Consider the following 24,421-nt stretch of genomic DNA (forward strand, 5'->3'; position numbering starts at 1 on the left):
TACAAGGAACAGCATCGTGATCAAACTGAAGCTAGATAAGCTGAACAAACAATTGGGCGGCGCGCGGATTCTTCGCGACGTCAGCCTGGAGATCGCTGCGGGTGAGTTCGTGGTGTTCGTTGGCCCTTCGGGCTGCGGAAAGTCGACCCTGCTGCGACTGATCGCAGGACTGGATTCGATCTGCGCCGGCGACCTGTTGATTGATGGACGACGGGTCAATGACCTGGAGCCGCGCGAGCGCGGCGTCGGCATGGTGTTTCAGTCCTATGCGCTGTACCCACACATGAGCGTCTACGACAACATCGGTTTCGGTCTCAAGCTGGCCAAGACGGATAAAAGCAGCCTGCGCGAGCGGGTGCTGAAAACGGCGCAAATCCTGCAATTGGACAAACTGCTGCAACGCAAGCCAAAGGAACTCTCCGGAGGGCAGCGTCAGCGTGTGGCCATGGGCAGGGCCATGGCGCGGGAGCCGGACATCTTGTTGTTCGATGAGCCGCTGTCCAACCTGGACGCGTCCTTGCGGGTGCAGATGCGCAACGAAATCGCCCGGCTGCACGCTCGACTCAGCTCGACCATCATCTACGTCACCCACGATCAGGTGGAGGCCATGACCCTGGCCGACAAGATTGTCGTGCTCAATGGCGGTCACGTGGAGCAGGTCGGTTCGCCTCGCGAACTCTACGAACGCCCGGCCAGCCGCTTCGTCGGCGGTTTTCTCGGCTCGCCCAGAATGAACTTTCTGGCGGCGCGCCTGCACGCCCCCGGCGAAACCAGCCGGGTGGAGACCTCGGTGCTGGGCATGACCGCCCTGCCCTTCGACAGCTCGAACCTGACGGCCGGCACGCCCCTGAGCTTGGGGGTTCGCCCGGAGCACATGTCGCTCAAGGCCGCGCAAGGAACCGGCGGCCTTGTCGTGGCCGGGGTCGAGTACCTGGGGAGCGAAACCTACGTGCACCTCGAAGCCGATCAGGACGAGCCGCTGGTCTGTCGCTGCGAGGTCAACGCCGGATGGCAGGCAGGTGATCGAGTCGAGCTGCAGCTGGAAATCGACAACCTGCATCTGTTCGATGCCGACGGCACGGCCTTGAAGCGGCACCCGCAGGCCATTGAGAACCTGCCGAATGACCGCTCTCGACGCTCTGCCCAAGCACGCGCCCTATGACCTGGCGACCCGATGCCTGTTACTCCGGAGCTTGCGCGGCGCACTGAGTGACGGCCTCATCCAGGCTCATCCACCCGGCGATCATATTGCTCCACCGGCAGGCTGATCGCCTTGCGCTGCAGCGACCCCGGTCGTCAAGCCACCCTGCTTAGGTTGCCGGGGCGCTGCGGCCTCTGGTGCCTGATCCTGGTCGCCCGGGCTGCCGAGCGTCTAGCGGTCGGCCGCCTGGACTTGGTCCCGGCCCATTGCTTTTGCACGGTACATCGCGGTATCGGCACGCCGAATGAGGGCGTCGAACGACTCTGATGCAATCCATGTGGCAACGCCGAAGCTGCAAGTCACCCGGCCACTATCCTCAAAGGGCTGGGTGTTTATCAGCGCCCGAAGCTTTTCTGCCAGCAACCTTGTATGGTCCAGCTCGCTATCCGGGCAGATCAACGCAAACTCCTCTCCGCCTGTTCTGCACAGCAGATCGGTTTGCCGTGTTGCCGAACCTATTCGGGCGCACAAGGCCTGCAGAACCTTATCGCCACATTGATGGCCCCAGCGGTCGTTGATGTGCTTGAAGTGATCAACGTCAAACATGATCAGCGACAGCGGGCGGTGTTGCACGTTCGCCTCGACGAGCAGGCGCGCCATCAACTCTTCGAAGTATCGGCGGTTATAGACGCCGGTCAGGTGATCGGTGATGTTCAGCACGCGCAGGTCTTGCGTGCGTTCATCCACCAGCGACAGGGCGCGGGCGCGCTGGGTAATCAGCAAGTACACCATCAAGGTCAACAGCAGCGACAACCCTGTTCCGAACACGACTATCAGGCTGATGGACAGGGTATAGCTGTTGGCGGCGAGAAATGTAGCGCCGGGTCGAAACTGGACCAGGTAATCCTGGTCGGCGACTTTCAGCAGCCGCTGCGCGTACAGCGCCGAAGGGGCTGCGGGAGCCAGGCTCTGATAGATGTCTTCCCCTTGCTGCTGGTTGTCGATCAATGAAAGCGTCACGTTCAATCGTTGCAGGCTGGGTAATGGAATGCCCTGTTCCATCAGGGACGCCAAGCGCACGCTGGAGACAACGAAGCCCTGCAAATCAGCATCGTGCAATGGCACCTCAGGCGGCGTCTTGAACACCGGTGCGACAAAGAAAACCCCCGATTGCCCATTGGTCATTTTCAAGGGTTCCGACACCACGATTTCGCCTGTTTCCCGGGCCTTGTTCATCAAGGCCTGGCGACCCGGGCGAGCCAGAATATCCATGCCGGGCAAGACCTTCACGTCATCGCGCTTCAATAAATAGAGCAATATCCAGTGCTCCGGCCGGCTGCTAAGCGGGACTCTGTCACCGCTGACGGGATCAATTTCATGATATGAAAAATCACCGGTGCCGTTGAGCAGCGCCTTGGCACGAAACCCTTGCAGATCCTTCTCGGGAATCCTGGCCACCCAGCTATAGGCTTCGTCCTCGCCAACCAGAGGCGTGACAAATCCCAGAAACTCCTTTTCAGTGACATCGTCGGCGTTGACAAAGAAACGCCGCACCACGTCCAGTTTCAAGACCTGAATATTAAAGCGTCGTTGCAGGCGACTGAATCTTTCGTCGACCTCCAGTTGAAAGGCAACGCTGACGGTACGCTGCTCTGCCCCGACAAACAGGATCAACACCAATAGCGTGATGGCCACCCCGGCCAGGCACACCAGGGCGCAAAGGGTCACGTCCGATGCTTTGAGCACATTCCCACGAGTAGACATTCGTTTGTGTTCCTTGCTCATCGCCAAAAACAGCATGCCGTGACCTGAAGTACTGTCGAAGTATCGGCATGCTTGTCGTGATCTTTATCAATCTGGCGTGAGAGCAAGGGGCTTGTTCTTCGGCTGATGCTGGCCGGTGCGGTCGTTCGCGACGGCCAGCCACCCGCCATCAAGTGCTAGGCATCGTGCAACTTGAGCCAATCCAAGCTTGCCGCAGTCGTGCTGGAAGGCCGGTATTCACAGCCGATCCATCCCGCGTATCCACGGTGTTCCAGGGCGGCAAACAATGACGCAAAGTCAACCATGCCGGTCCCCGGCTCATGGCGACCTGGGCAGTCCGCAACCTGTACGTGGACCGTTCGCTCATAAAACTGATCCAGAACAGTTGCGGCGTCGCCGGTCAAAAGCTGTGCATGGTACAGATCGAGAATCAGCCCCACACTCGGGAAGGTTTCCAGCACCTGGAGCGCCTTGCCGAAATCCGACAGGTAGTACCCCGGGATTTCCCTTGGGCTAATCACTTCGATCAGAGGCTGCAACCCCTGATCCTGAAAATAGCCGACGGCATATTCCAAGTTGCTCATGAAACGCGGCGCAGCCGAAACCTGTTCAGTAATCCCGGACATGACGTGCACCTTCGAGCAGCCCAAGACCTTTGCATACCTGGCGGCCAAGGCCAGACCCTCACGAAACTCTTCTTCCTTGCCTTGCAACGCAGCCAAGCCCTTGGTGACTCCGGCCGGGGCCGCGAACTGGATCAGGGGCAGGGAATATTGAGTCAAATGTGCGGCCAGTTGACTGGCTTCAAATGCATAGGGTGAAGGAAACTCCACCGCCTTGAATCCGGCCGCCGCTGCCGCTTCGATCCGCTGGAGAAAGGGCAAATCGTTGAACTGGAAGCCGAGATGAGCGTTGAACTTGAGCATTGAGTAAAAATCCGTTTTGAAAGAGGCAAGTCATCGGCCTGGGCGCGAGCCTCGAAAAGGCGTCAACACCGTTAGCGCCGGCATATTAGTCAGGCCCATCCATCACGAAAAATATTATGTTGTGATTGTTTTCATCACTGATTGTTATGCTTCGGCTTTCGATCCGAGCATGACTGGCATGAATCTCAAAGCGTTGATGTGCTGCGTAGAAGTTGCGCGGCAAGGCAGTTTCACCAAAGCCGCGCAGAGCCTGCACATTGCCCAACCGGCATTGAGCATGGCCGTTACTCGATTGGAAGAGGAACTGGGCGTTACCCTTTTCAACCGCGCAGCACGAAAAATCACCGTCACCGCTGAAGGCAAAAGCTTTCTCGCCCGTGTCGAAGTCGCTTTGCTGGAACTCGACATGGCCCGCCAGGAGCTGCGGGATCTGTCGCATTTGCAGCGTGGCGAGATTCGTCTCGGCGTGCCTCCCATGTACGGGATCAACTACATTCCGCAGGTACTCAACGCCTTTGGCAAAAGTTATCCAGGTATCGTCATGACGGTGGTCGAAGGCAGTGCGGATGACATCAGCCAACGCCTGGAAAACCGTGACATCGATGTCGCTCTGCTGGAGTCCCGTCGAGTGGCGAGCGGATGGGACTCGGTTGTGTTGGGCACCGACGAGATGGTCATGTGCATGAACGAAGACCACCCACTTGCGCGCGAGGCCTTTATCGAGGCCTCGCGTCTGCAAGATGAAAAAATGGTGCTTTTTGACCAGACCTTCCTGCAACGCCATATGTTCGATGCCTTCTGCGAAGCCGCCGGCACCCGCTATCGAATAGCATTGCAGAGCAATTTCGTCTCGCTGGTCATCCAGGCAACACTGGATGGAATGGGCGCCTCTACCCTGCTGCGCTCCATTCAACACTCCGTACCCGGCTTGCAGGGGGTTCCCTTCAAACCGGCACAGGTCATGAGTTTCGGTCTGTGCTGGCGAGCGGACGAATACCTGTCCGTGGCAAACCGGCGATTCGTCGAGTTTGCCCAGACAACCGGTTTCTTCGGTAAGGATCCCGCCTGACAGTCAATGGAGTTGCAACGCACCACGCCACCGAGAGGGGGTGCCAGCCCTCAAGCGCCCAGCGGACGCCTTGAGCTTACAGGGCTTGTGCTGCCGTCTGCTTCCAGGCATCAAGCGCCTGGACTTGCATGAACCAGCGCTGGAGATTGGGCAGATGCGTCACCGGGAACTTGGCCCGGTGCTGATCAGCCAGCGGTGCGGCTATCGCCAGGTCGGCCAGCGAAAGACCGCTGTCGCAAATCCATTGGCGATGACTGAGGTGCGCCTCAAGAATGTTTGCAGCCTCAGTCACCCCTTGTTCTGCGCGAGCGACCTCAACGGGATCGGGCGCCCCCATTCCAGCCAAGGACTTGTTCGAGTTCTCCCAGTTAAGAATGCCGATGCCCGGCATGAAGGACTGCGCGCACCAGAACAGCCAGCGGTTGACGTCTGCGCGGCCACGGGGTTCGCCGGGATAAAGGGTCTGACCAGGCACCAGATCCGCCAGGTACTGCATGATGGCGCAAGACTCCCAGAGTACCCATCCATCATGTTCGAGAACCGGAACCCGATGATTCGGGTTCAGTTGCAGAAACTCGGGAGCGTTCTGCTCCCCTTTGAACAGATCCACCTGCACCAGGTCGAGCTCGATTTCGAGGTCATGGGCGGCCATCAGCACTCGGCGGCTGCAGGTCGACGCTGGATGGTAGTGAAGACGCATGGTTCTAGCTCCTTTGGGGTGATCAACGCTGCCATTGTCTTTCTGCGCACTGACAGAAAATGGCAGCAGTGATGCCGTGCCTGGATCGGCGCTCATCAGGCGGCCAGGAACGTTGCTCCTGAAAGGTCGCTGCCGTTGAGCATCACCCACCGCGCGATGCAAACAGTGCTTTGAGTCACTGCCGGATAATGGCAGGATCTCGCGCAAATCACGCCGCCAGCTAAGCCTCGCCATGTCCCGCACCGAAAGATTATTTGCTCTGATCCAGACCCTGCGCAGCCATCGTTTTCCGGTGACGGGCCGTCAGTTGGCCAAAGAACTGGGGATCAGCCTTCGTACGCTGTACAGGGATATCGCAACACTGCAGGCGCAAGGAGCCAACATCGAAGGAGAGCCTGGGCTCGGTTACGTGTTGCGCCCCGGCTTTATGCTCCCGCCGCTGATGTTCACCGAGGAGGAAATAGAGGCCCTGGTCCTGGGTTCTCGCTGGGTGTCCGAGCGTGCCGACCTGCAACTGAGCAGCGCCGCAAAGGGCGCATTGGCAAAAATAGCCTCGGTGTTGCCCCAGGATCTGCGCACCGCGCTGGACGCCAACTCTCTGGTGGTGGGCAAAGGCGATCAGACACAAACAGAGGCCATCGATCTGTCGCAGATCCGAAGGGCCATTCGAGTCGAGCACAAGGTACTGATCCATTACCTGGATCTGAAAGGAACGCGTTCAGAGAGAACGATCTGGCCCGTTGCCCTGGGCTATTTTGACCGTGCTCGAATGCTGGCCGGGTGGTGCGAACTGCGGCAAGAGTTCCGTCACTTCAGGACGGATCGCATATCGGCATTGCAGGTAACGGCCGAGCGCTACCCGCGGCGCAGGCAAGCCCTGCTCAAAGAATGGCGCGAGGTGGACAGGCTCGAGCGACAACAACGGCCGCCGCTGCAGCAGGTGCCTTAGGATCGGAACCTCGGCCAGGCTCCGACAACCGATCCGCATTTCACCGAAACTCACGGACTCGCGCCCAGCCCCACAGGCCTTCAGGTCCGCAATCGGTCGAGCTCATTGCGCCCCCTGCCACGCCCTCTGCCTGGGCCTCATGAACCTGAATCAATGCCTGTCCACGCCCACACCCCCTCATCAACCGCCAGCCTCTCCAGTAACCGGCAATAGTCGCCAAACATCGCCTCCACCCGTTCCGGTGCCAGTCGGTCGGCTGCAAGGTCCCAGTGGATCAACAAGGTTTCCCGGGTCTCGATACCGAGGTTGTCCAGCGCCACGCCATGGGTGCGGCTGGCGCCTTTGACCAGCCTCGCGCCCGCCGGCAGGTCCAGCGCTCCCTGTGGATTGAGCCGGGTAAACACCACCGGAAAATCCAGCTTGCGTGGTCGCTGCTTGTCCGTGGCCATCTTGCGCAGCGCCTGCAGGCCGCTGGTGCCGCTGCGTTGCTGGTCTTCGCTGAAGATCCGATCGCAACGTCGGGCCTGCTCCAGGAGTGTCAGGGGCTCGCTGTCGAAATCGATCCAGCTCAAGGTGGTGAAGTCGCCCACCAGGGTATCGATCTGCGGATGCACCGGTGGCCGCGTCCACCCCGGGGCCACCAGGGTAAAGCCTGGCGTGGCGCCGTGTTTTGCCAGGCTCCAGGCATAGGCGCTGATCAGCAAGGCGTCGGCCGAGACGGCGGCTCGCTGCAGGCGCTCGCGCAGCGCTGGCCAACTGTCCAGGAGGTACTCGTATTCCAGGTACGGGCCATGGCCGTCCTGGCGCTCATGCACCTGCGGCCCCTGGGGCAGCCGGCGGAACTTTTCCTGCCAGTAAAGCGCGGCGTCCCGCGCTGCGGGCGAACGCTGGTACTGCCCCAGCGCTTCGATGTAGTCGGCGAAATGCAGGGTCAGCGCTGGCAGTGACTGGCCGTGGTACAGCGCGAGCAGTTGCCGGATCAACAGGTCCCGGCTGGGCAGGTCGACCAGCAGCAGGTCCACCCCCAGGTGCACCAGGCTATGGGCTTCATCCAGCCGGCTGACCTTGAGTTCGGCATGGGGCCAGTCGCCCAGCGCCGTCACCCGGCCGAGCATCGCGTCGGCGATCCGGGCACAACTGACGCCCTGCTCCAGGGTTTCCAGTGGCACCTCGGGCACTGTTTCCAGGGTCTGCTGGGTGCCATTGGGCAGAATCCGCGTGCGCAGCATCGGATGCCGCGCCACCAACTGTTGCCAGGCCCGGGCCAGCCGCGAAACATCGAGGGCCTCGATGCTGACCGCCAGGTAGAGATGCGAGCTGCCCTGCCCCCGGTGCAGCGCTCGGCTGAAGGCGTAGGCCTGCTGTTGATCGGTCAAGGCGAAGGGCTGTGCCGGCGCAGCAGCGGGCGTCAGATGAAAAGGCGCCGCAGCTGGCAATCCGCAGGCGCTGACCCCTCGCCAGTCGGCGTCTGCGTCCGCCAGGCTGACCAGCAACCGGCAATAGTCGGCAAACAGCTGCTCGATCAGGCCGTCGGGATAGCAGTCGATGGCCACGTCCCAGCTGAAGTTCAGTGCACCGCCCTGCTCCCGCATCTGGTGATCGAGATTGACCTGCGGCGTCTGGGTCACGCAGTAGTGCTGGGCATCGCCAAAGCTCGGCGCGCTGTCGATCAGCGGGTTGTTGAGCATCGAGGTGAAGACCACCTCGCCGCTGCACAAAGGCACTGCCGGGGCACCACGGCGGCGGACTTCCCGCAGCGCGGCGACGCCGCCGACGCTGGCGTGGTCCAGGTCCTCCAGCAACTGGCGCTGCACCCCTTGCGTCCAGTCGGCGAGGTTCGCATCCCCCGCAGCGGCAAAGGCAAAGAACTGCGTCGAGATCAACGGCCCGACCAGGCGCTCAATCCCCGGGTGCAGGGGAAATCGGCCATAGCTGGTGCAGATCAGGGAAAACCCCTGACCGGCATTGGCCTGCTGCAGGATCAAGCCGAACAGGCCAAGCAGCAGCGCAGTGCCGGACACCTGCAAGGCGGCGCCCTGCTCCTTGAGTCGCTGCCAGCGGTGGCGCTCCAGGCTCCAGGCCAGCCGTCGACGCTCGCGGCCCGCAGGACGCGATGCCTTGGGCAGCAGCAGGCCCGCAGGGGCCCGCGCCAGTTTGTCGAGCCAGTACTGCAGGTCGCGCCGGTAGCGCGGCGAGTCCTTGAACGCTTCCAGCGCCTGCTGATAGTCGCGGAACGTCACCCCCAGGTCCGGCAAGCCGGCAGCCGGGTCCTGATAGATCATCAGCCACTGCTGCAGCAGCACCTCCAGCGAAGTGGCATCGACAATCAGCTCGTCGATGCTCAGGTGCACCCGGCTGACTTGCCGGTCCAGCAGCGACACCGCGACCTCAAAGAGTCGGTCCTGGCCGACGTGGTAGACCTTGAGCGACATCGCGGCGCGAAGATCGGCCAGGGTGCGTTCGCGCTCCTCGGCGGTGCTGCGTCGCAAATCACGGGTCTTGAAGCGATAGCCAGCCCCTGGCGTGACCTGTTGACGGCCATCTTCCAGCAGCCTGAGCCGCAGTGCGTCGTGGTGCAGCACCAGGCGATTCCACGCCTGATTGAGCCGGTACAGGTCCAGGTTCGGCCAGTCGAACTCCAGGTAGATATGACACCCCACCCGTTCCGCCTCGGGTAGCAACTGGCGCCCCGACAGGAACGATTGCTGGATGTCGTTGAGTGCAAAAGGCTCTTGGGCAGCCTCGGGGGCCGGTTGCAACAGCGGCCCCTGCGCAGCCTCGTCATGCCGTGGGAGTGCCGACAGGCTGGCTTCCACCTCGGCAAGGCTCAAGTAAGGGCTCAACTGCGCCAGGGAGAGCGACAGGTGCAACTCCTGCTCGAGCCTGGCCTTGAGGCCCAAAGCCCCCAGGGAATTCAGGCCCAGGCTGGCCAGGCTGCGGGACGCGCAACCGGCGAGCGTCTGCGGATCACAGCCCAACACCTCGGCGAGTACCTGGCGCGGGCTGTTCTGCGACGGGCTGGCCTGTTTCAGGGCCTGGGCCTGGGCCTGGCGCGGGGCCAGCCAATGACGTTCCTGCGCGAAGGAGTATCCCGGCAGGCTCACTCGCTGGGGTTGATCCAGGCGCCGCAGCGCACGCCAGTCCAGGTTCGCACCTTGGCGCCAGGCATCGGCCAGCGTCGGCCAGTCGCGGTCCGCCAGGGCCCGGGCCACCGCGGCAGCGTCCTCTGGCACCGGCTCCGCCACCGGCAACAGCTCGTCCCCCACGCCCAGGGCCAGTTCATCGAGCCGTTGTTGCAGGCAGGCCCTGCTGTCCACCACGCAGGCCCAGCGGCACTGAAGGGCCGTGCGCCCCACTTGCAAGGTATGGGCGATGTCGGCCAGCGACAGCTCTGGACGCTGGTCGATCGCCTGGCTCAGGCGCCTCGCCTGCGCCCGCAGCCGTTGCCCATCCAGCGCCGACAGCAGGATCAGTTGCGGCCCGACAGCCGCCACAGCCTCCCGGGGACGAGCGACAAACTCCTCCACCACCAGGTGGGCATTGACGCCGCCGAAGCCATAACTGTTGATGCTCGCCCGACGCGGCAAGGGTTCACCTTGTGCATCCCGAAGCGCCGGCCAGGGGCGGTTTTCAGGCTCGAACGCCAGTAGCTGCGGATCGACGCTGATGGTCGGGCTGAGCTGCCGATAGCCGGGGATGCCCGGCAGATGCTGGCGTTTCATGGCATCGATCACCTTGAACAACGCCGCCATGCCGGACGCCAGTTCACAGTGCCCGATCAGTGGTTTCAGGCTGCTGATGTTCCAGGGCGCACCGGCTGGCGCGTCGCCGCTCAACAGGCGGCGCGCGGCCTGGATCGCGTCGACTTCAATGGCATCGCCCATCGTCGACCCGGTGCCATGGGCTTCCACATGGCTGACGGTGTGTGGCGCCACTCCAGCGGCGCGGTAGGCGGCGACCATCGCCGCCTGCATGCCGTGGTGATCCGGCGCGGTCAACGAAAGCCCGCGTCCGCCATGGCCCACGCCACTGCCGATGATCTTCAGGTGAATCCGATCACCGTCGCGCAGGGCATCGGCCAGGGGCTTGAGCAACAGCACGCCCACCCCTTCGGAACGCACATAGCCGTCGGCCCCGGCCTGGAACGACCGGGTCTGTGCCTGTTCACTGAGCAAGCCCATTTGCCGGTAGCCGGCGGTTTCAGCAGGCGACAGCAGCAGGTTGACCGCGCCAACCAGTGCCTGCCGGCACTCGCCGGCCCTGATTGCCTGCATGGCCCGATGCAGCGCCACCAGCGTCGATGAGCAAGCGCTGTTGCAGTATTCGCTGGGACCGCGCAGATCGAGGAACCAGGAAATCCGGTTGGCGTACATGCACGGCGCCGACGAGGTCAGTCGAAACGGGCTGGCCTGGGGCGCCTCGACGAGGTCGCGGTACTCGCTCGGCGCGGCGGCGATAAACACCCCCGTAGGATGACGGGCAAACTCCGGGGCGCTGATCGCGGCATCTTCGAGTGCCCACCAGGCGTGCTGCAACAGCAACCGTTGCTGTGGGTCCATCAGCGCCGCTTCCGCCGGCGAAAGGCCAAAGAAGCCGTGATCGAAATACTCGATGCCATCGAGATAGCCGCCCGGCGGCCCGTCCATCGCGCGTTCGGGCGGTATCGGCCGCAGCTGGCTGACGCCGTCGCCAATGGCGGCCCAGAACCCCTCCAGGTCGCCACCGGGAAAGGCCCCGCTGATGCCGATCACCGCCAATGCATGCTCCGCGCTGGCAGGCGTCGGCTCAGACGTGGCCGCCGGGGTCGCCTGGACCGCGATGGGGGCCGCCCCCTGGGGCGTTGCGAGGCGTTCCTGCAGCGCGGCGACGATCTTTTCGAAGTGGTTGTAGCGAAAGAAGAAGCTCGGCTCCAGGGCCAGACCCAAGCTCATGGCCAGTTGTTCACTGAGCGCCAGCAGATCGGCGGAATCCAGCCCCAGCTCCATCAGGCTGTGGCGTGGCGAAACCCGGCTGTCCAGGGCCAGGCCCAGGCAACGATTGACGCCCTGGCGAACCGCTTCGTCGATGGCCAGCGTCGGTGTGGCAGCCAGGGTCGGGGGCGGCGTCAGTTCCTGACGCTGGCGGCTGGCCAGGTCATAGCGCACCAGGACCCCGTGCCCGTGGTTGTCGGCATCGGCGGGACGATAACCGGGCACCAGGCGCTCGATGCGTGCACCGTGCAACTCGTGGAAGCGCAACACCGGGTCCAGCAGCACGCCGCGCTCGTCACGGCCATGGAGGTAGTCCGCCTGGGCCAGGTGCCGGTGCTTGGGATAGTCCTTGCAACGGGTGACGCCGACCACCGTGTCGACACCGTTGCGCAGGGTGCAGTATTGCAGCATGAACTCCAGCAACTGATCGCCATAGCCGCTGTATTGATGTTCCGGCAGGATGTTCAGGCTCTGGATCTGCACGGTACTGCCCTGGCCGTGAAACAGCTGGTCGACCGTGGCGAAGTTCACCGCGAACAGCTCCTCGATGCGGGCGATGCGCTGGGAGTAGATCACCCCGACCAACGCCCCCTGGAACTCCAGCGCCAGTTGCCCGGCGGGGTCCTGGCTCAAGCGGCGGCGCAGGATGGCCGCGTCCACCCGCCCGCCTTCGGGCCAGCAGGCCTGCTCCAGCGCCAGCAGTGCCGGCATGTCCGCCAGCGTCACCGGGCGCACACGGTAATCACGGGCCCGGTAGCAGCCACTGCTGGCCTCGCAGTCGATGCCGTCCAGGGGCCGCGGGTGCAAGCTCCCCGGGTCGGCAAACAACCCGGCGCCTGCCAGCGCCATCAGGTACTGCGCCGCCTCCACCGGGTAGTCACGGGCAAAGTGATCGGCCCGGGGCCCGTTCGGGCGCCAGTGCCGCTCGCTGAGCAGGATCGGTTGATCGCCGATCAGGCTCGCCAGTGCGTGGGCCGAAGCATCGAGGCTGCCAAGCACCTGGGCGCCTGTCAGCGGCTGGCCGTCGGCCCCCAGGTAAAAGCGCGACGGGGCCTGGGCCGTTGCTGGCGGCGAGCTCGGTTGCGGCGCTCGGCGGTTGAGCTGGCCAATGCCCAGCCACAGGATGCGCGCATCGGCCCCTACACCCGCATCCCGCAGCCGCTGGCGCAGCGCCGACGGATCGCCGGGCACGGCGTGCTCAAGCGTCAGCCATTGCAGGGGGTAGCTGTCCAGCGCCCGGCCCCGGGCCGTGTGTTGGCGCAGCCACTGGCGTAGTTCGTTCAAGCAAGTGCCGTCCTGGTCGCCGAGCTGGACGATCCAGTCCGGCTGTGCCGACAGCGGCTGGGCATCGAAGACCTTGCCCAGCAACTGTTCCAGCGCCGGCCGATCCCCCGGCCAGAGCAGCGACGCCCCTGCCCCCTCAAGCCAGTGCAGCACCTCGGTCCACGGCTGGCCCTGGCTGAACAGCAGGTCGTCGAGGATGGCGGGCAAGCTGGCGTAATACTCCAGGAACGGCGCGCTCAACCGCTCGGCCAGCAGCGCCCGCCGTTCGGGGTTGAGCACCAGGTGCCGTTCTTCCCGACGCACCCACTGCTGGCTGCGCAGGAAATCACTCAGCCGCCGGCTACCTTCGGCGTCGCTCTGCTGAACGTCGATGCGGCGCGGGTCGACCCGGCCCGTGCCGAGGTCCAACCCGCCGTTGAGTTGCAGCCGGTGCAGCAGCACCAGGGCCAGCAACTGGTTCAGGCCCTGAACAAAGGCCGGACAGTGCAGGTTCCAATCCAGCGCCGCGCACTCCAGGCAACGCCACAGGCCGGGCATGTCCTCGGTGCGCGGTAGCTGCTGCGGCGCCAACCGGGAAAACAGCTCGGCCACTTCCATGGGCAGGGTGCCGATGGCCGATGCCCGGCCGCTGAAGAAATACTCGTCCTCGGCGGGCTGGCTCAGCCAGCCAAACGCCTTCAGGCCATCAAAGGCCACCCGCAACGGGCCGTCGTTGATCGAGGCGGCGGCGACAAAAGGCGCAAAGCCGAACGGTCGGTTGATGCCTCGGCGCGAGATCAGTTGCCGGCTTTCCAGGCTCAGCACCGTGGCGATGAAAAACAGCTGATCGGTGAAGCTGGGGTGCAGGGGCTTTTCCATGACAGGGCCTCCAGTGGCGTGTGCCGTCACGAAAAGGCCGCGGTGCTTTGCACGCTCTTGACCAGTTTGGTCAGCACCTCACCCGGTCCGAGCTCCTCGAACTCGAACCGGCCCTGGCGCATCAGGTACTGCACGGTATCGAGCCAGCGCACCGAGCCGCAGATTTGTTGGGTCAGGGTCTCCACCAGCGCCTGGTCCCGATAAGGCGCGGCGTTGATGTTGGCGATCACCGGGGTGTGCAGCGGCGCATAGTCGAACATCGCGAGGTAGTCGCCAAAGGCCTGCATCGCACCTTGCATGTAGCGCGAATGGAAAGGCGCGCTGACCGGCAGCACCACGAAGGTGATGTCCAGCGCCTGGAAGATTTCCCTGGCTTCGCTGAGCGCCTCCACCGGTCCGGCGAGCACCACCTGGGATGGCGAGTTGTAGTTGGCAACGTCCAGTGCATCGAGCCCGTGCTGCGCCAGCAGCGAATGGACCTCATCGGGGCTGCGGCCAATCACCGCGGCCATGCTGCCGCCGGTGGCGAGGGCCATCAGTTCGCCGCGCTTCTTCACCAGTTTCAATCCGGTTTCGAAGGAGAACGCCCCCGCGGCAAACAGCGCGCAATATTCCCCCAGGCTGTGGCCGGCGAGAAAGTCGGCTTTACGCGGATCCGCCTGCTGCTTGGCGAGAAACGCCAGGGCACCGACGGTGTAGAGCGCCGGTTGGGTGAAGCGGGTGTTGGACAACTGCTGGTCGGGGTCCTCCAGGCACAGGGTCTTGAGGGAGTACCCCAGAATGGCGTCGGCTTGCGCCACGTGCTCGGGGAACTGCTCGAACAGCTCGGCGCCCATGCCCAGCCGCTGCGAGCCCTGGCCCGGAAACACATACACCCGTTTCGGCCCGGCCGGTGCTGGCGTGGCGGGACGCTGGACCAGCCGCGGCGTCGGCACCTCAACCGCTGGCACCGCCGCTGCGGCGGGCACGGCCTGTGGCACAGGGTTGGCCGGCAAGGGCTGCAAGGCTCGGCCGAGGGTCAGCACCTCGTCGAATTTCTCCAGGTCGCGGCCGAACGGGCTCAGCACCGAGACAATCGTCGGCAAGGCCCGATCGCGAATATTCTGTTTGATCAGGTTGGCCAACGTGCCGCTGGGGCCGAGGTCGAGGTAGATCATCGCCTCGCCGCGCTCGGCGGCCTCGGCCTCGATCCGCGCCAGGGTCTGGGAGAAACGGATCGGCTGGCGGATGCTCTGCCAGTAGTGGTCGCTGTCGAAGCGGTGCATGTCCGGGGTGTCCAGGCAGGAGATCACCGGGATCTGTGCCGGGTTGAAGCGGGTCTGGCCGAGCAGCGCCTCGACCTGGGGCTTGAGAAACTCGATATGCCGCGAATGAAAGGCCTGATTGACCGGCAGGCGCTGGAACACCACATCCTGCGCACTGAGCTGGCGCTCGGCCTCGGCAATGGCGCTGGACGGGCCGGCCACCACCATCAGCGACGGCGCATTGTAGGCGGCGATATCACAGTGCTGGTGCAGCGCCGGCAGTTGCTGATACAGCGATTGCGCGGCCAGGATCGCCAGCATCGCGCCCTCCCCCGAGGGGGCCTGCTGCTGGTGGAACAATTGCCCCTGGCGTACCGCCAGGCGGATCGCCTCAGGCAGCGACACGACCCCGGCCAGCGCCGCGGCGGCCAGTTCGCCGAGGCTGGCGCCCAGCAGATAGTCCGGGGTGATCCCGTGCTCGATCAGGGTCTTGCCCAGGGCGTATTCGATCATGAAGATCGCCGGGTGGCTCAGGCGCACATCATCGAACACCTTCGAACGCGGATTGTTGTCGTGATAGATCCCGGCGATCAGCGATTGCCCCAGCTCGGCGTGAACCAGGCTGTCGAGCTCGTTCATCCAGTGGTGGAAGCGCGAATTGTTCTGATAGAGCTCGCGGCCCATTTGATAGAACTGGCAGCCCTGGCCGGGAAACATGAACACCACGCAAGACGTCTGTCCCTGAAAAAGATACGGCATAAATTTCGTCCTGAAATGGATGGCTGACGTGACGGCTCGCAGTATAGGAGCCGATCTGAAACGGCCTGCGACGTCGACAAAAAAAATCTTCGGGGGCCTTCGCCCGCGCCCGCTATGCTCCTCGGGCGGCCACATCTGCAGTTATTTTTGACACGGAGGTAGACATGACGACAGCAGGAACCGAAACCGTATCGCCGATCAGTCAGTGGTACGACATGATGACCCGGATGTTTCCCGACAAGCGCCTGACCTTCCTCAACTACGGCTACCTGGGCCAAGACAGCGACTTCGACTGGATCAACGACGAAGACCTTGAGCAGAAGTGCTCGGCGAACCTGATTCGCACCTTGCTGGGCGATAGCGACCTGAGGGGCAAGAAGGTTCTGGAGATCGGCTCCGGACGCGGCGGCAATTGCGCCTACCTCATCCGCTATACCGGCGCGGCGTCCGTGACCGGGCTGGACTTCTGCCCGGCGCACATCGAGCTGTGCCAGCGGGTGCATCCACTGCACGGGCTGACCTTCGTCGATGGCGACGCCATGGCACTGCCCTTTGCCGATAACCAGTTCGACGCGGTCATCAACATCGAGTCGTCCCACTGCTACCCCGACCTCAACACCTTTGGTGAAGAGGTGCGCCGTGTGTTGAAGCAGGACGGCCGGTTTTTCTACGCCGACACCATGAAGGGCGACAACACCAGCGCCCTGTCCGAGCGCGACAGCATTGGTGTCGACTTCTTCAGCAACGTGCTGGAGCAGCACCAGGCAATGATTGAACACGCCGGCTTCAAGGTGGAGGAACATGCCGACATTTCCGATGGCGTGATCAGGGCCTTCGAAAGCGACCAGGGCCATCTCAAGCACCTGCTCAAGCAACTGGTGGCCGAGAAGAAACAGCAGAGTGAACCGCTGCCGCCCGAGGTCTGGCACGCCTTCGACACCATGCTGCACTTCTTCGACGACAGCGGGGTCAAGGCCTACCGCAATGGCCATCTGGCGTACAAACTCTGGCGTTTGAAAAAAGCCGCCTGAGCCCTTCACCCCAAGGGTGGAGAGATCGCTCGCGGCCCTATCCAACGGCATTCTCCACCCGCTTCTCGGCATACAGGGCCGCGCAGAACCGAGCGATCACCCTGAACACGTCCGGCTGGGTCAGCAACGTCATGTGGTTGGCCGAAGCCACCTCGATCATTTCGAAGTTCGGCAGTTGCCGCTGCCACGTCTGCCAATAGTCGGCGTGGTTGAAGGCGGCGAACTCCTGGCTGTCGGTGGAGAAAAACGGCTCCAGTTCGCCCATCCACAAGCCACTGGCGTTGCGGAAGTAGTAACAGGCCACTTCCGATGCCCTGGGCAGGGGCTCGATCCGATAGTGCTCGACCTGATACGCCTGCTGCAGCCGGGTGACTTGCGCCATCAGCTGCTGCAAGCGCTCGTCGCTGGCCTTCAGGCCGCGCTGGCGGGCCAGCGTGGTCAATTGCTGCAGATAGTCTGCCGGCGGCAGCGACAGGTCGATCGCGTCACGGTGGATCAACACCTCGGCGAAGCGCTCGGGGGTCTGGCCGATGGTCATCTGCAAGGACATGTTGACCGTCTGCAGCAACCGGGTCTTGTCGGCCAGGCGCGCGGTACGCTCACCGGTCACGTCCGGCGAGTCGAGCATCACCAGGCTGCTGACGGTATCCCCCAGCTCCTGCAACTGGCGGGTCACTTCATAAGCCAGCATGCCCCCCAGGGAGTACCCGCCCAGGTCATAGGGCCCCTGCTGCTGGACCGACTGGATGACCTGAACGTAATAGGCCGCCATCGCCTGGATCCCCTGCAACGGCGCGCGGTCGGTCATCCAGCCCCTGGCCTGGAGGCCGTAGAACGGGCGCTGAACATGCTGGGCCAGGCCCTGGTAGATTTCACAGCCCCCCAGGGCGCCATGGAACCAGAACACCGGCCGCCCCCCAGGCGCCGCATTGAGCCGTTGCAGCTCCGGAAAGCGTGAGCTCGAACCGCTCAACAGATCGAGGATCTGCGCAGGCAGCGCCGGGTCTGGGGCGCTGGCCGGCGTGGCGTGCCGGCCGAGCAATTGCAGGGCCTCGCCCAGGGTCGAGCACTGCTGGAGGTCGGCCAGGGCCACCCGCGGATCAATCCGGGTCTGCACCTGCATGGCCCACTGCAGCATCACGATGGAATCGGCACCGTAGGCGCTGAGGGGCTTGCCCGGTGACAGCTCCTTGGGTTGCATCCCCAACAGCTCGGCGAGCAGGCGCCGGCCCTGTTCGGCGGCGGTCTCGGAGGGGGCTCCCGTAACGTGCAAGGGGGTATCGGCCTCGGGCAGCGCATCCTGCTGGGCCTCGGGCGCGCCGGGTGGCTCCAGCCAGTAGCGCTTTCTGTCAAAGGCATAGGTGGGCAGCGCGATCAGGCGTGCCCCGCTGTTCTGCGCGAGCCTGTGCCACGGCACCTCGCCGCCCTGGGTCCAGAACAGCGCCAGCTGTTGCAGGTCTTGGGCGACGATCAGCCCCTCGCCCAGGGCCTCGCCCCCCGGGCCGCACAACAAGCTGGCCAGCGCCGCCGGCACCGCCTCGACATCGCCATAGGCCAGGGGCCAATCGGTTGCGGACAGGGCGGTCATGGGTTGCCCCGGCTCCAGCGTCCCCAGGATCTCGGCCAGCAGCTTGCGCAATTCGGCGCAACTGCCGACACGCAACGCCAGGCGCAGCGGCATCGCTTCACGTCCGCTTTGCAGGGTATGGGCCAGGTCCTTGAGCCGGACCTGGGGATGCCCGTCCAGGTGCTCCGCCAGGCGGACCAGGGCCTGCTGCAACGAAGCACTGCTGACGGCCGACAGCGGCACGATATGCACAGCGCCCTCCTCCTGGGCTGGCGGCTCGGGCGGGCTCGGGTATTCCTCGATGATCAGGTGGGCATTGGAGCCCCCGGCGCCAAATGCGCTGAGGGAGGCCCGGCGCGGCACGCGTTGCCGCACGCCATCGATGTCCAGCTCCGGCTGCGGCCAGTCGGCCAGCGTGCGTTGCAGCACGAACGGCGACTGTGCAAAGTCCAGCTTGGGGTTCAGAGGGCCCAGCAGCAGCGACGGCACCCACTGCCGGTGCTGCAGCTGCAGCACCAGCTTGCTCAGCGCCGACATGCCCGAGGCGGCTTCGGCATGGCCGATGTTGGACTTGACCGAACCCATGGCGCAGCTGTGGGGCGCGACCCCCGCCTCGCTGAACACCCGGTTCAGCGCACTCAGCTCGATCGCGTCGCCCATGGCCGAGCCATTGGCCGCCGACTCGACATAACTGACGGTGCGCGGGTCGATCCCGGCGCGCTCGAAGTTGCTGGCGATCAGCGCAGCCTGGACCTTGGCGCTGGGCACCGAAAAACCATGGGTATGGCCACCATGGTTGGTCGCGGTGGACTTGATGAGCGCCAGAATCGGGTCGCCATCGCGCTCGGCGTCGGCCCGGGTCTTGAGCAGGACCGCGCCCACGCCTTCGGCCGGCAGATAGCCGTCGCCGTCGGCGAAGCTGCGGCTGCCGGCATGACTGCCCAGGACCTGGCCAACGCTCAGGCCAATGTACTTTTTCGGGTGCAGGGTCAGGTTGACGCCGCCGGCGATCGCCAGCCGGCAGTCGCCATTGCGCAGCGCCTCGCCGGCGGCATGGATCGCCGAGATCGACGATGAGCACATGGTATCGATCGCCAGGCTCGGCCCTTGAAAGTCGAAGAAATAGGACACCCGGTTGGCAATGGCGCTGTAGGACGTCACCGAGACCAGGGATTCGCGCACCAGATCGGCCTCGAATGCCTGGTATTGCTGGTACATCACCCCGACAAACACCCCGACCTGCTGCTGATAGCGCTGCTTGACCTGCTGCCGGGTGATCCCGGCGCTTTCCAGCAGGTTCCAGCAGGTTTCCAGGAACAGCCGGTCATTGGGGTTGATGATCGGGGCCTCTCGCGGCGAGAGGTTGAAAAACAGCGGATCGAAATCCTCGACCCCGTCGAGAAAGCCGCCCCACTTGCAGTAGGTCTTGTCCAAGCGCTCGCGGGACGGGTCGAAGTACGCCTGGTGATCCCAGCGCGAGGCCGGCACCTCGCCGATCAGGTCCTCACCCGCGGCCAGCTTGCGCCAGAACACTTCCAGGTTTTCAGCCCCCGGAAAACGCCCGCTGATGCCGATGATCGCCAGGTCGCGGTGGTTGGCCGCCGACGGCGCCTGGCGTTGCTGGCGGCTGCGCTGCCGCTGCACTGCCGGGGTTGGGGTTGGGGTTGGGGTTGGGGTTGGGGTTGGTGCATGACGCGACGCCAGGCTGGCGTCCTCGGGCGTGCGGGGCGTGGCCCGCTCGGGCACCAGCAACTGGCGCAGGGCCTGCGGGTGCTGGCGGCTGAAGTAGGCGCTCAGCTCGCCCACCGTCTGGTACTCGTACAGCAGGCTGCTGGGCAGGGAGCCGAAGGTGCGCTCCAGTTGGCTGGTCAGCTCGGCCAGCATGATCGAGTCGGCCCCGTAGCGTTCGAACGACGCGTCGCGGTCGATCTTCTCCAGGGGCCGCTTGAGGGTGTTGCACAGCAGTTGCTTGAAATAGCACACCGCCAGCGCCTCCAGCTCATCCGGCATGGCCTGCGCCGCCGCTGGTGCTGGTGCTGGCACAGGGGCCACGGCTGCGGCGGCGGGCTCATCGAACAGGAGCGCTTGCGGCTCGTGCCAGCGCTCGGCAATGAAGTGCCTGATCCGGGCGATATCCCCCTCCAGCACCATCCAGCGTTCGGCGCCGCTGGTGTCGGCCAGCACCCGCTGCAGCAGGTCCAGGCCGCCACGGTCACTCAAGGGCTGGATGCCGGTCTGCTGGATCATCAGTTGTTCGCGTTGCCCGTCGATCTGCAGGCCGCCGTTGCGCCACAGCGGCCAGTTGATCGCCAGCGTGCGGCCCTGGCGGCGGCCGGCCTGTACCTGAGCGTTGCGCCAGCCGGTCCACTCGTCCATGAACGCGTTGGCCAGGGCATAGTCGCCCTGCCCCGGATTGCCGATCAGCGCGCTCACCGATGAAAACAGCACGAAACAATCCAGCGGCAGATGGCTGCTGGAGCGGTCCAGGTTCAGCACCCCCGCCACCTTGGGCGCCAACACCGCCGCCAGATCGGCCGCGCTCTTGTTCTGCAGCAGGCTGTCGCGGGTAATACCGGCGCAATGGAAAATCCCGTTGAGGCCGCCCGATGCCTGCTCGCACCGAGCAATCAAGGCTTCGACCGCGGCGGGGTCGGCGACGTCCAGGGTCTCCAGGCGCACGTTGCTGCCCAAGGCCTCGATTGCGGCGATTCGTCCGGCGGCCTCGGCCGACAATTGTCCGGCCGAACGGCTGGCCAGGATCAAGCTGATGCCCAGGCCTTGCTGCGCCATATGCTCGGCCAGCAACAATCCCAGGCCACCGGTGCCGCCGGTCACCAGGTAAACCCCGCCAGCACGCCATGCCGGGGCGGTTCCCCGGGCCGGCGAGGCCTGTTGCCAGGACGCCACCTGACGTTGGCCGTTGCGGTAGCGAATCCGCTCATCGTCCTCCCCGGCGTTGTCCACCAGCCACTGCGGGCTGAGGCTGCCCTGCAGCTCGATGACCTGGGCGGCGGCGATCAGGCCTTCGTTCTTCGCCGTTCTCAACAACGCCAGCAGCGCGGTGTGGCTCGCGGTGGCCTGCTCAGGGTCGACCAGCACCAGTTGCACCAGGGTGTCCGCCGGGCCGGCGCGCAAGCGCTCCAGCAGCCACCCGGCCAGGACCGGCAGCGCCTGCGCGGGGTCCTGCGCGACCGCCGGCAAGCACTCGATGCGGACCTGCCGGTCCGTGCCCGCCAGGGCCTGGCATTGCTCGGCCAATGGCACAAGGTCAAGGGAGGGGGCGGCGGCCAGCACCACCAGTTGCCGAGCCAGGTGATGTTGGGTGGGATTGGCCAGGGCCTTGTCGCGCCACAGCGGCGTCATCACCAGTTGGGGCACGCTGGCCGGTTCCAGTGTCCGTGACGAGAAACCTTGCAGGCGCAACGCGACGCGGCCCTGTTCATCGCAGATGTCCAGGTCGAGCTTGCTGATGCGCCCCGGCTGATGACTGGCGCTGTAGCGCACCCAGGCCCGGCAGGGCTGCTCCAGCAGTTGCAGGTCGCCAAGGATCATCCTGTCCAGTGCAAAGGGGACCAGCGGCTGGTGTGCGGAGTGCGCTTGATCCGGCTCCAGCAACGCCAGCCCCAGTGCCGCCTGCAAGGCGCTGTCGAGCAGGCCGGGAGGCATGCGGCACGGATCCCTGGCCGCTTGCCACTGCAACCGGGCCAGGACCTGGCCATTGCCCGCCTGCAAGCTGCCGAGCCGGCGAAAGGCCTCGCCATAGGCCAGTCCCATCTGCTCAAAGTGCGTGTAGCACTGCTCCGGCGCGATCCGCTGCTCCTGGGTGGCGGCTTCGATGGCATGAAGGTCCAGCGGCGTCAGGTTCTCGGCGCTGCCAACCAGGGCGACACCGGTGCAATAGCTCGGGCCGTCGGCCGTGGCGCCCCGAATCTCGAAGCGGATTTCGCCGTTATCCTGCTCGGTCAGCTCGATATCGATGTCCAGGTCGGCGCCGGCATGCCCCATGGGCTGGCGCCAGGCGATGTTTTTCAGGCTCACCAGCGCGCCCTCGGCGGCCAGTGACTGCTCAACCGCCGCCCTGGCCATTTCCAGGTACGCCACCCCCGGCAGGACCCTCAGGCCGTTGACCCGGTGTTCGCTGAAAAACCATTCGTTGCCGCTGAACCGGCTGCTGAAGCGCTGCCCCGAAAGGTCCGAGGTGTTGCGCTGCAGCAACGGATGCAAGGCCGCCGGCCCCCTGTGCTGCAGTGCTGCAGATGCACTGATCCAGTAGTGCTCGCGGCTGAACGGGTACGTCGGCAGCGAGAGGCGCCGTGGCAGCGGCTGCGAATAGAGCGACCGCCAGTCCACGCTCGCGCCCTGCTGCCAGAGCTTCAGCAAGGTGACCAGGTCCTGGCGTTGCAGGGCGTCAAGCACTTGCTGCGGTGCGATCTGGCCGACGGGGCTGGCGCCCTCGCCCGGGCCGCTGGCCCGCAGCTGGCTCAACAGGCTGTCGCGGCTGTGGGCGATGATCGCCAGCCGATACTCCATCGCCTCGCGGCCCAGCTGCAGGCTGGCGGCCAGCTCGGCCAGGGGCAGTTGCGGCTGGCGCTGCATCAGCTCGATCAACTGTTGGACCCGCGCCTGCAGGGCTTCGGCGGTTCTGGCGGACAGCACGAATGCGGTTGCCGCCACGCCCGGCTCCACCCCCGTGGTCGGCGCCGGCACCGCCTCCAGCACCACGTGGGCATTGGCCCCGCCAAAACCGAACGAGCTGACCCCGGCCCGGCGTGGCAGCGGCTGCCCGCGCTGGTCGGTCGCTGGCGGCCATTCCCGCCCGGTCTGCAACACCTCGAAGGGGCTGGCGCTCAGATCGATATAGGGATTGAGCTGCTCGCTGTGCAGGCTCTTGGGCAGGTACCCCTGCTTGAGGGCCAGCAGGGTCTTGATCACCCCCGCGACGCCGGCCGCCGATTCCAGGTGGCCGATATTGGTTTTCACCGAGCCCAGGTAACAGCGCTGCTCAGGCGCGGCCCCCAGCTCGGCGAACGCCTGCTTGAGCCCGCTGATTTCGATCGGATCGCCCAGGCGCGTGCCGGTGCCGTGGACTTCGATGTAGCCGATGCTGCTGATATCGATGCCGCGGCAAGCCTGCTTGATCAGCTCGGCCTGGGCCCTGGGGTTGGGGGCGGTCAGCGAGTTGGCATGGCCGCCATGGTTTTCCGCCGAGCCGATGATGGTCGCGACAATGGCGTCGCCGTCGGCCAGGGCCTGCTGATAATCCTTGAGGATCAGGATCCCGACGCCTTCGCCCCGGACATAGCCGTCGGCGTCGGCGGCGAAGGCCTTGCAGCGCCCCGTGGGGCTGAGCATGCCGGCCTTGAGCGCGCCAATGAACACCATGGGCTCGAAGCACAGGTTGACCCCGCCGGCGACCGCCAGGCTGCAGTCGCCGTTGAGGATCGCCTGCGCCGCCCGGTGTATCGCCACCAGCGAACTGGAGCAGGCGGTATCGATGGGGGCGCTGGGGCCATGGAAATCGAACAGGAAGGAAATGCGGTTGGCGATGATCGAATGGGCGTTGCCCGTGGCGTCATGGGTGCCGGCCTCGGCACGGGCCAGCAGCCCGTTGTAGTCGGCGGACGACACACCGATGAACACCCCGGTGTTGCTGCCGCGCAAGGCGTGCGGGCAGAGGCCGGCGTCTTCGAACGCGGCCCAGGTCTGCTCCAGCACCAGCCGGTGCTGGGGGTCCATGGCCTCGGCTTCACGGGCGGAAATCTTGAAGAAGTCGGCATCGAAAGCGCTGGGATCGTTGATGAAACCGCCGGGGCAACTGAAGGTTTCGCGCAGGTGCGCGCGCTCGGCGATGCCCGGCAGGTGCCAGTACGGCAATTCGCTGATGGCGCAACGCTCCTCCATCAGCAACTGCCAGAATTGCTCGGCATTGTCGGCGCCGGGAAAGCGCCCGGAAAAGCCGACAATCGCTACTCGCGGCGTCTGTGCGGGCGCCGCGTCCCGGGGTCCGTCACCGATCTGTCGCCGCGGTCGTGGCGCCGACGTAGCCGATGCTCGCTGGGCCGGCCGCTGATTGGGCAGGCGGATGTCCTGTGTAGCCTTCGCTGGGGTGATATCCATTGTTCTGAATGTCCTTACCGTCCTGGTTTACCCGGCGGCGTG

General features: G+C 64.8%; 10 protein-coding genes. 4 read left to right on the forward strand and 6 right to left on the reverse strand.

The window, feature by feature from the left end; translation table 11 throughout:
- Positions 1-16: 16 nt before the first annotated feature.
- Positions 17-1,162: a sn-glycerol-3-phosphate ABC transporter ATP-binding protein UgpC gene (ugpC, locus tag L1O02_RS15795; RefSeq protein WP_129406094.1), complete on the forward strand. Its 1,146-nt coding sequence runs from the start codon at positions 17-19 to the stop codon at positions 1,160-1,162.
- Positions 1,163-1,372: 210 nt separating this feature from the next.
- Here ugpC and L1O02_RS15800 read toward each other — a convergent pair whose 3' ends face one another.
- Positions 1,373-2,905, reverse strand: a complete 1,533-nt coding sequence (locus tag L1O02_RS15800; protein WP_235758233.1) for a sensor domain-containing diguanylate cyclase — start codon at positions 2,903-2,905, stop codon at positions 1,373-1,375.
- Between the two features lie 176 nt (positions 2,906-3,081).
- Complete coding sequence (locus tag L1O02_RS15805) at positions 3,082-3,831, reverse strand: TIM barrel protein (protein WP_235758236.1); 750 nt, start codon at positions 3,829-3,831, stop codon at positions 3,082-3,084.
- Between the two features lie 178 nt (positions 3,832-4,009).
- Here L1O02_RS15805 and L1O02_RS15810 point away from each other — a divergent pair, with 178 nt between their 5' ends.
- Positions 4,010-4,900, forward strand: coding sequence for a LysR family transcriptional regulator (locus tag L1O02_RS15810; protein ID WP_235760252.1), 891 nt, complete (start codon positions 4,010-4,012; stop codon positions 4,898-4,900).
- Positions 4,901-4,976: 76 nt separating this feature from the next.
- Here the strand turns inward: L1O02_RS15810 and L1O02_RS15815 are convergent, their stop codons facing one another.
- Positions 4,977-5,600, reverse strand: a complete 624-nt coding sequence (locus L1O02_RS15815; protein WP_235758238.1) for a glutathione S-transferase family protein — start codon at positions 5,598-5,600, stop codon at positions 4,977-4,979.
- Positions 5,601-5,832: 232 nt separating this feature from the next.
- Between L1O02_RS15815 and L1O02_RS15820 the strand changes: the two genes are divergently transcribed.
- A complete protein-coding gene (locus L1O02_RS15820) occupies positions 5,833-6,549 on the forward strand; it encodes a YafY family protein (protein WP_060839247.1) in 717 nt (238 codons plus the stop codon).
- 137 nt (positions 6,550-6,686) lie between these two features.
- Here L1O02_RS15820 and L1O02_RS15825 read toward each other — a convergent pair whose 3' ends face one another.
- Entirely contained in the window at positions 6,687-13,661 is a 6,975-nt protein-coding gene (locus L1O02_RS15825; protein WP_235758240.1) for a beta-ketoacyl synthase N-terminal-like domain-containing protein, read from the reverse strand.
- Positions 13,662-13,687: 26 nt separating this feature from the next.
- On the reverse strand, positions 13,688-15,664 hold the full coding sequence (fabD, locus tag L1O02_RS15830) for an ACP S-malonyltransferase (RefSeq protein ID WP_129406090.1): 1,977 nt from the start codon (positions 15,662-15,664) through the stop codon (positions 13,688-13,690).
- A gap of 164 nt (positions 15,665-15,828) precedes the next feature.
- Between fabD and L1O02_RS15835 the strand changes: the two genes are divergently transcribed.
- Positions 15,829-16,695: a class I SAM-dependent methyltransferase gene (locus L1O02_RS15835; RefSeq protein ID WP_108543691.1), complete on the forward strand. Its 867-nt coding sequence runs from the start codon at positions 15,829-15,831 to the stop codon at positions 16,693-16,695.
- A 37-nt stretch (positions 16,696-16,732) separates the two neighbouring features.
- Here the strand turns inward: L1O02_RS15835 and L1O02_RS15840 are convergent, their stop codons facing one another.
- On the reverse strand, positions 16,733-24,379 hold the full coding sequence (locus tag L1O02_RS15840) for an SDR family NAD(P)-dependent oxidoreductase (RefSeq protein WP_235758242.1): 7,647 nt from the start codon (positions 24,377-24,379) through the stop codon (positions 16,733-16,735).
- Positions 24,380-24,421: the final 42 nt, after the last annotated feature.

Origin of the sequence: Pseudomonas sp. BC42 (genome assembly GCF_021560055.1) — a bacterium.
Taxonomy (GTDB): Bacteria; Pseudomonadota; Gammaproteobacteria; order Pseudomonadales; family Pseudomonadaceae; genus Aquipseudomonas.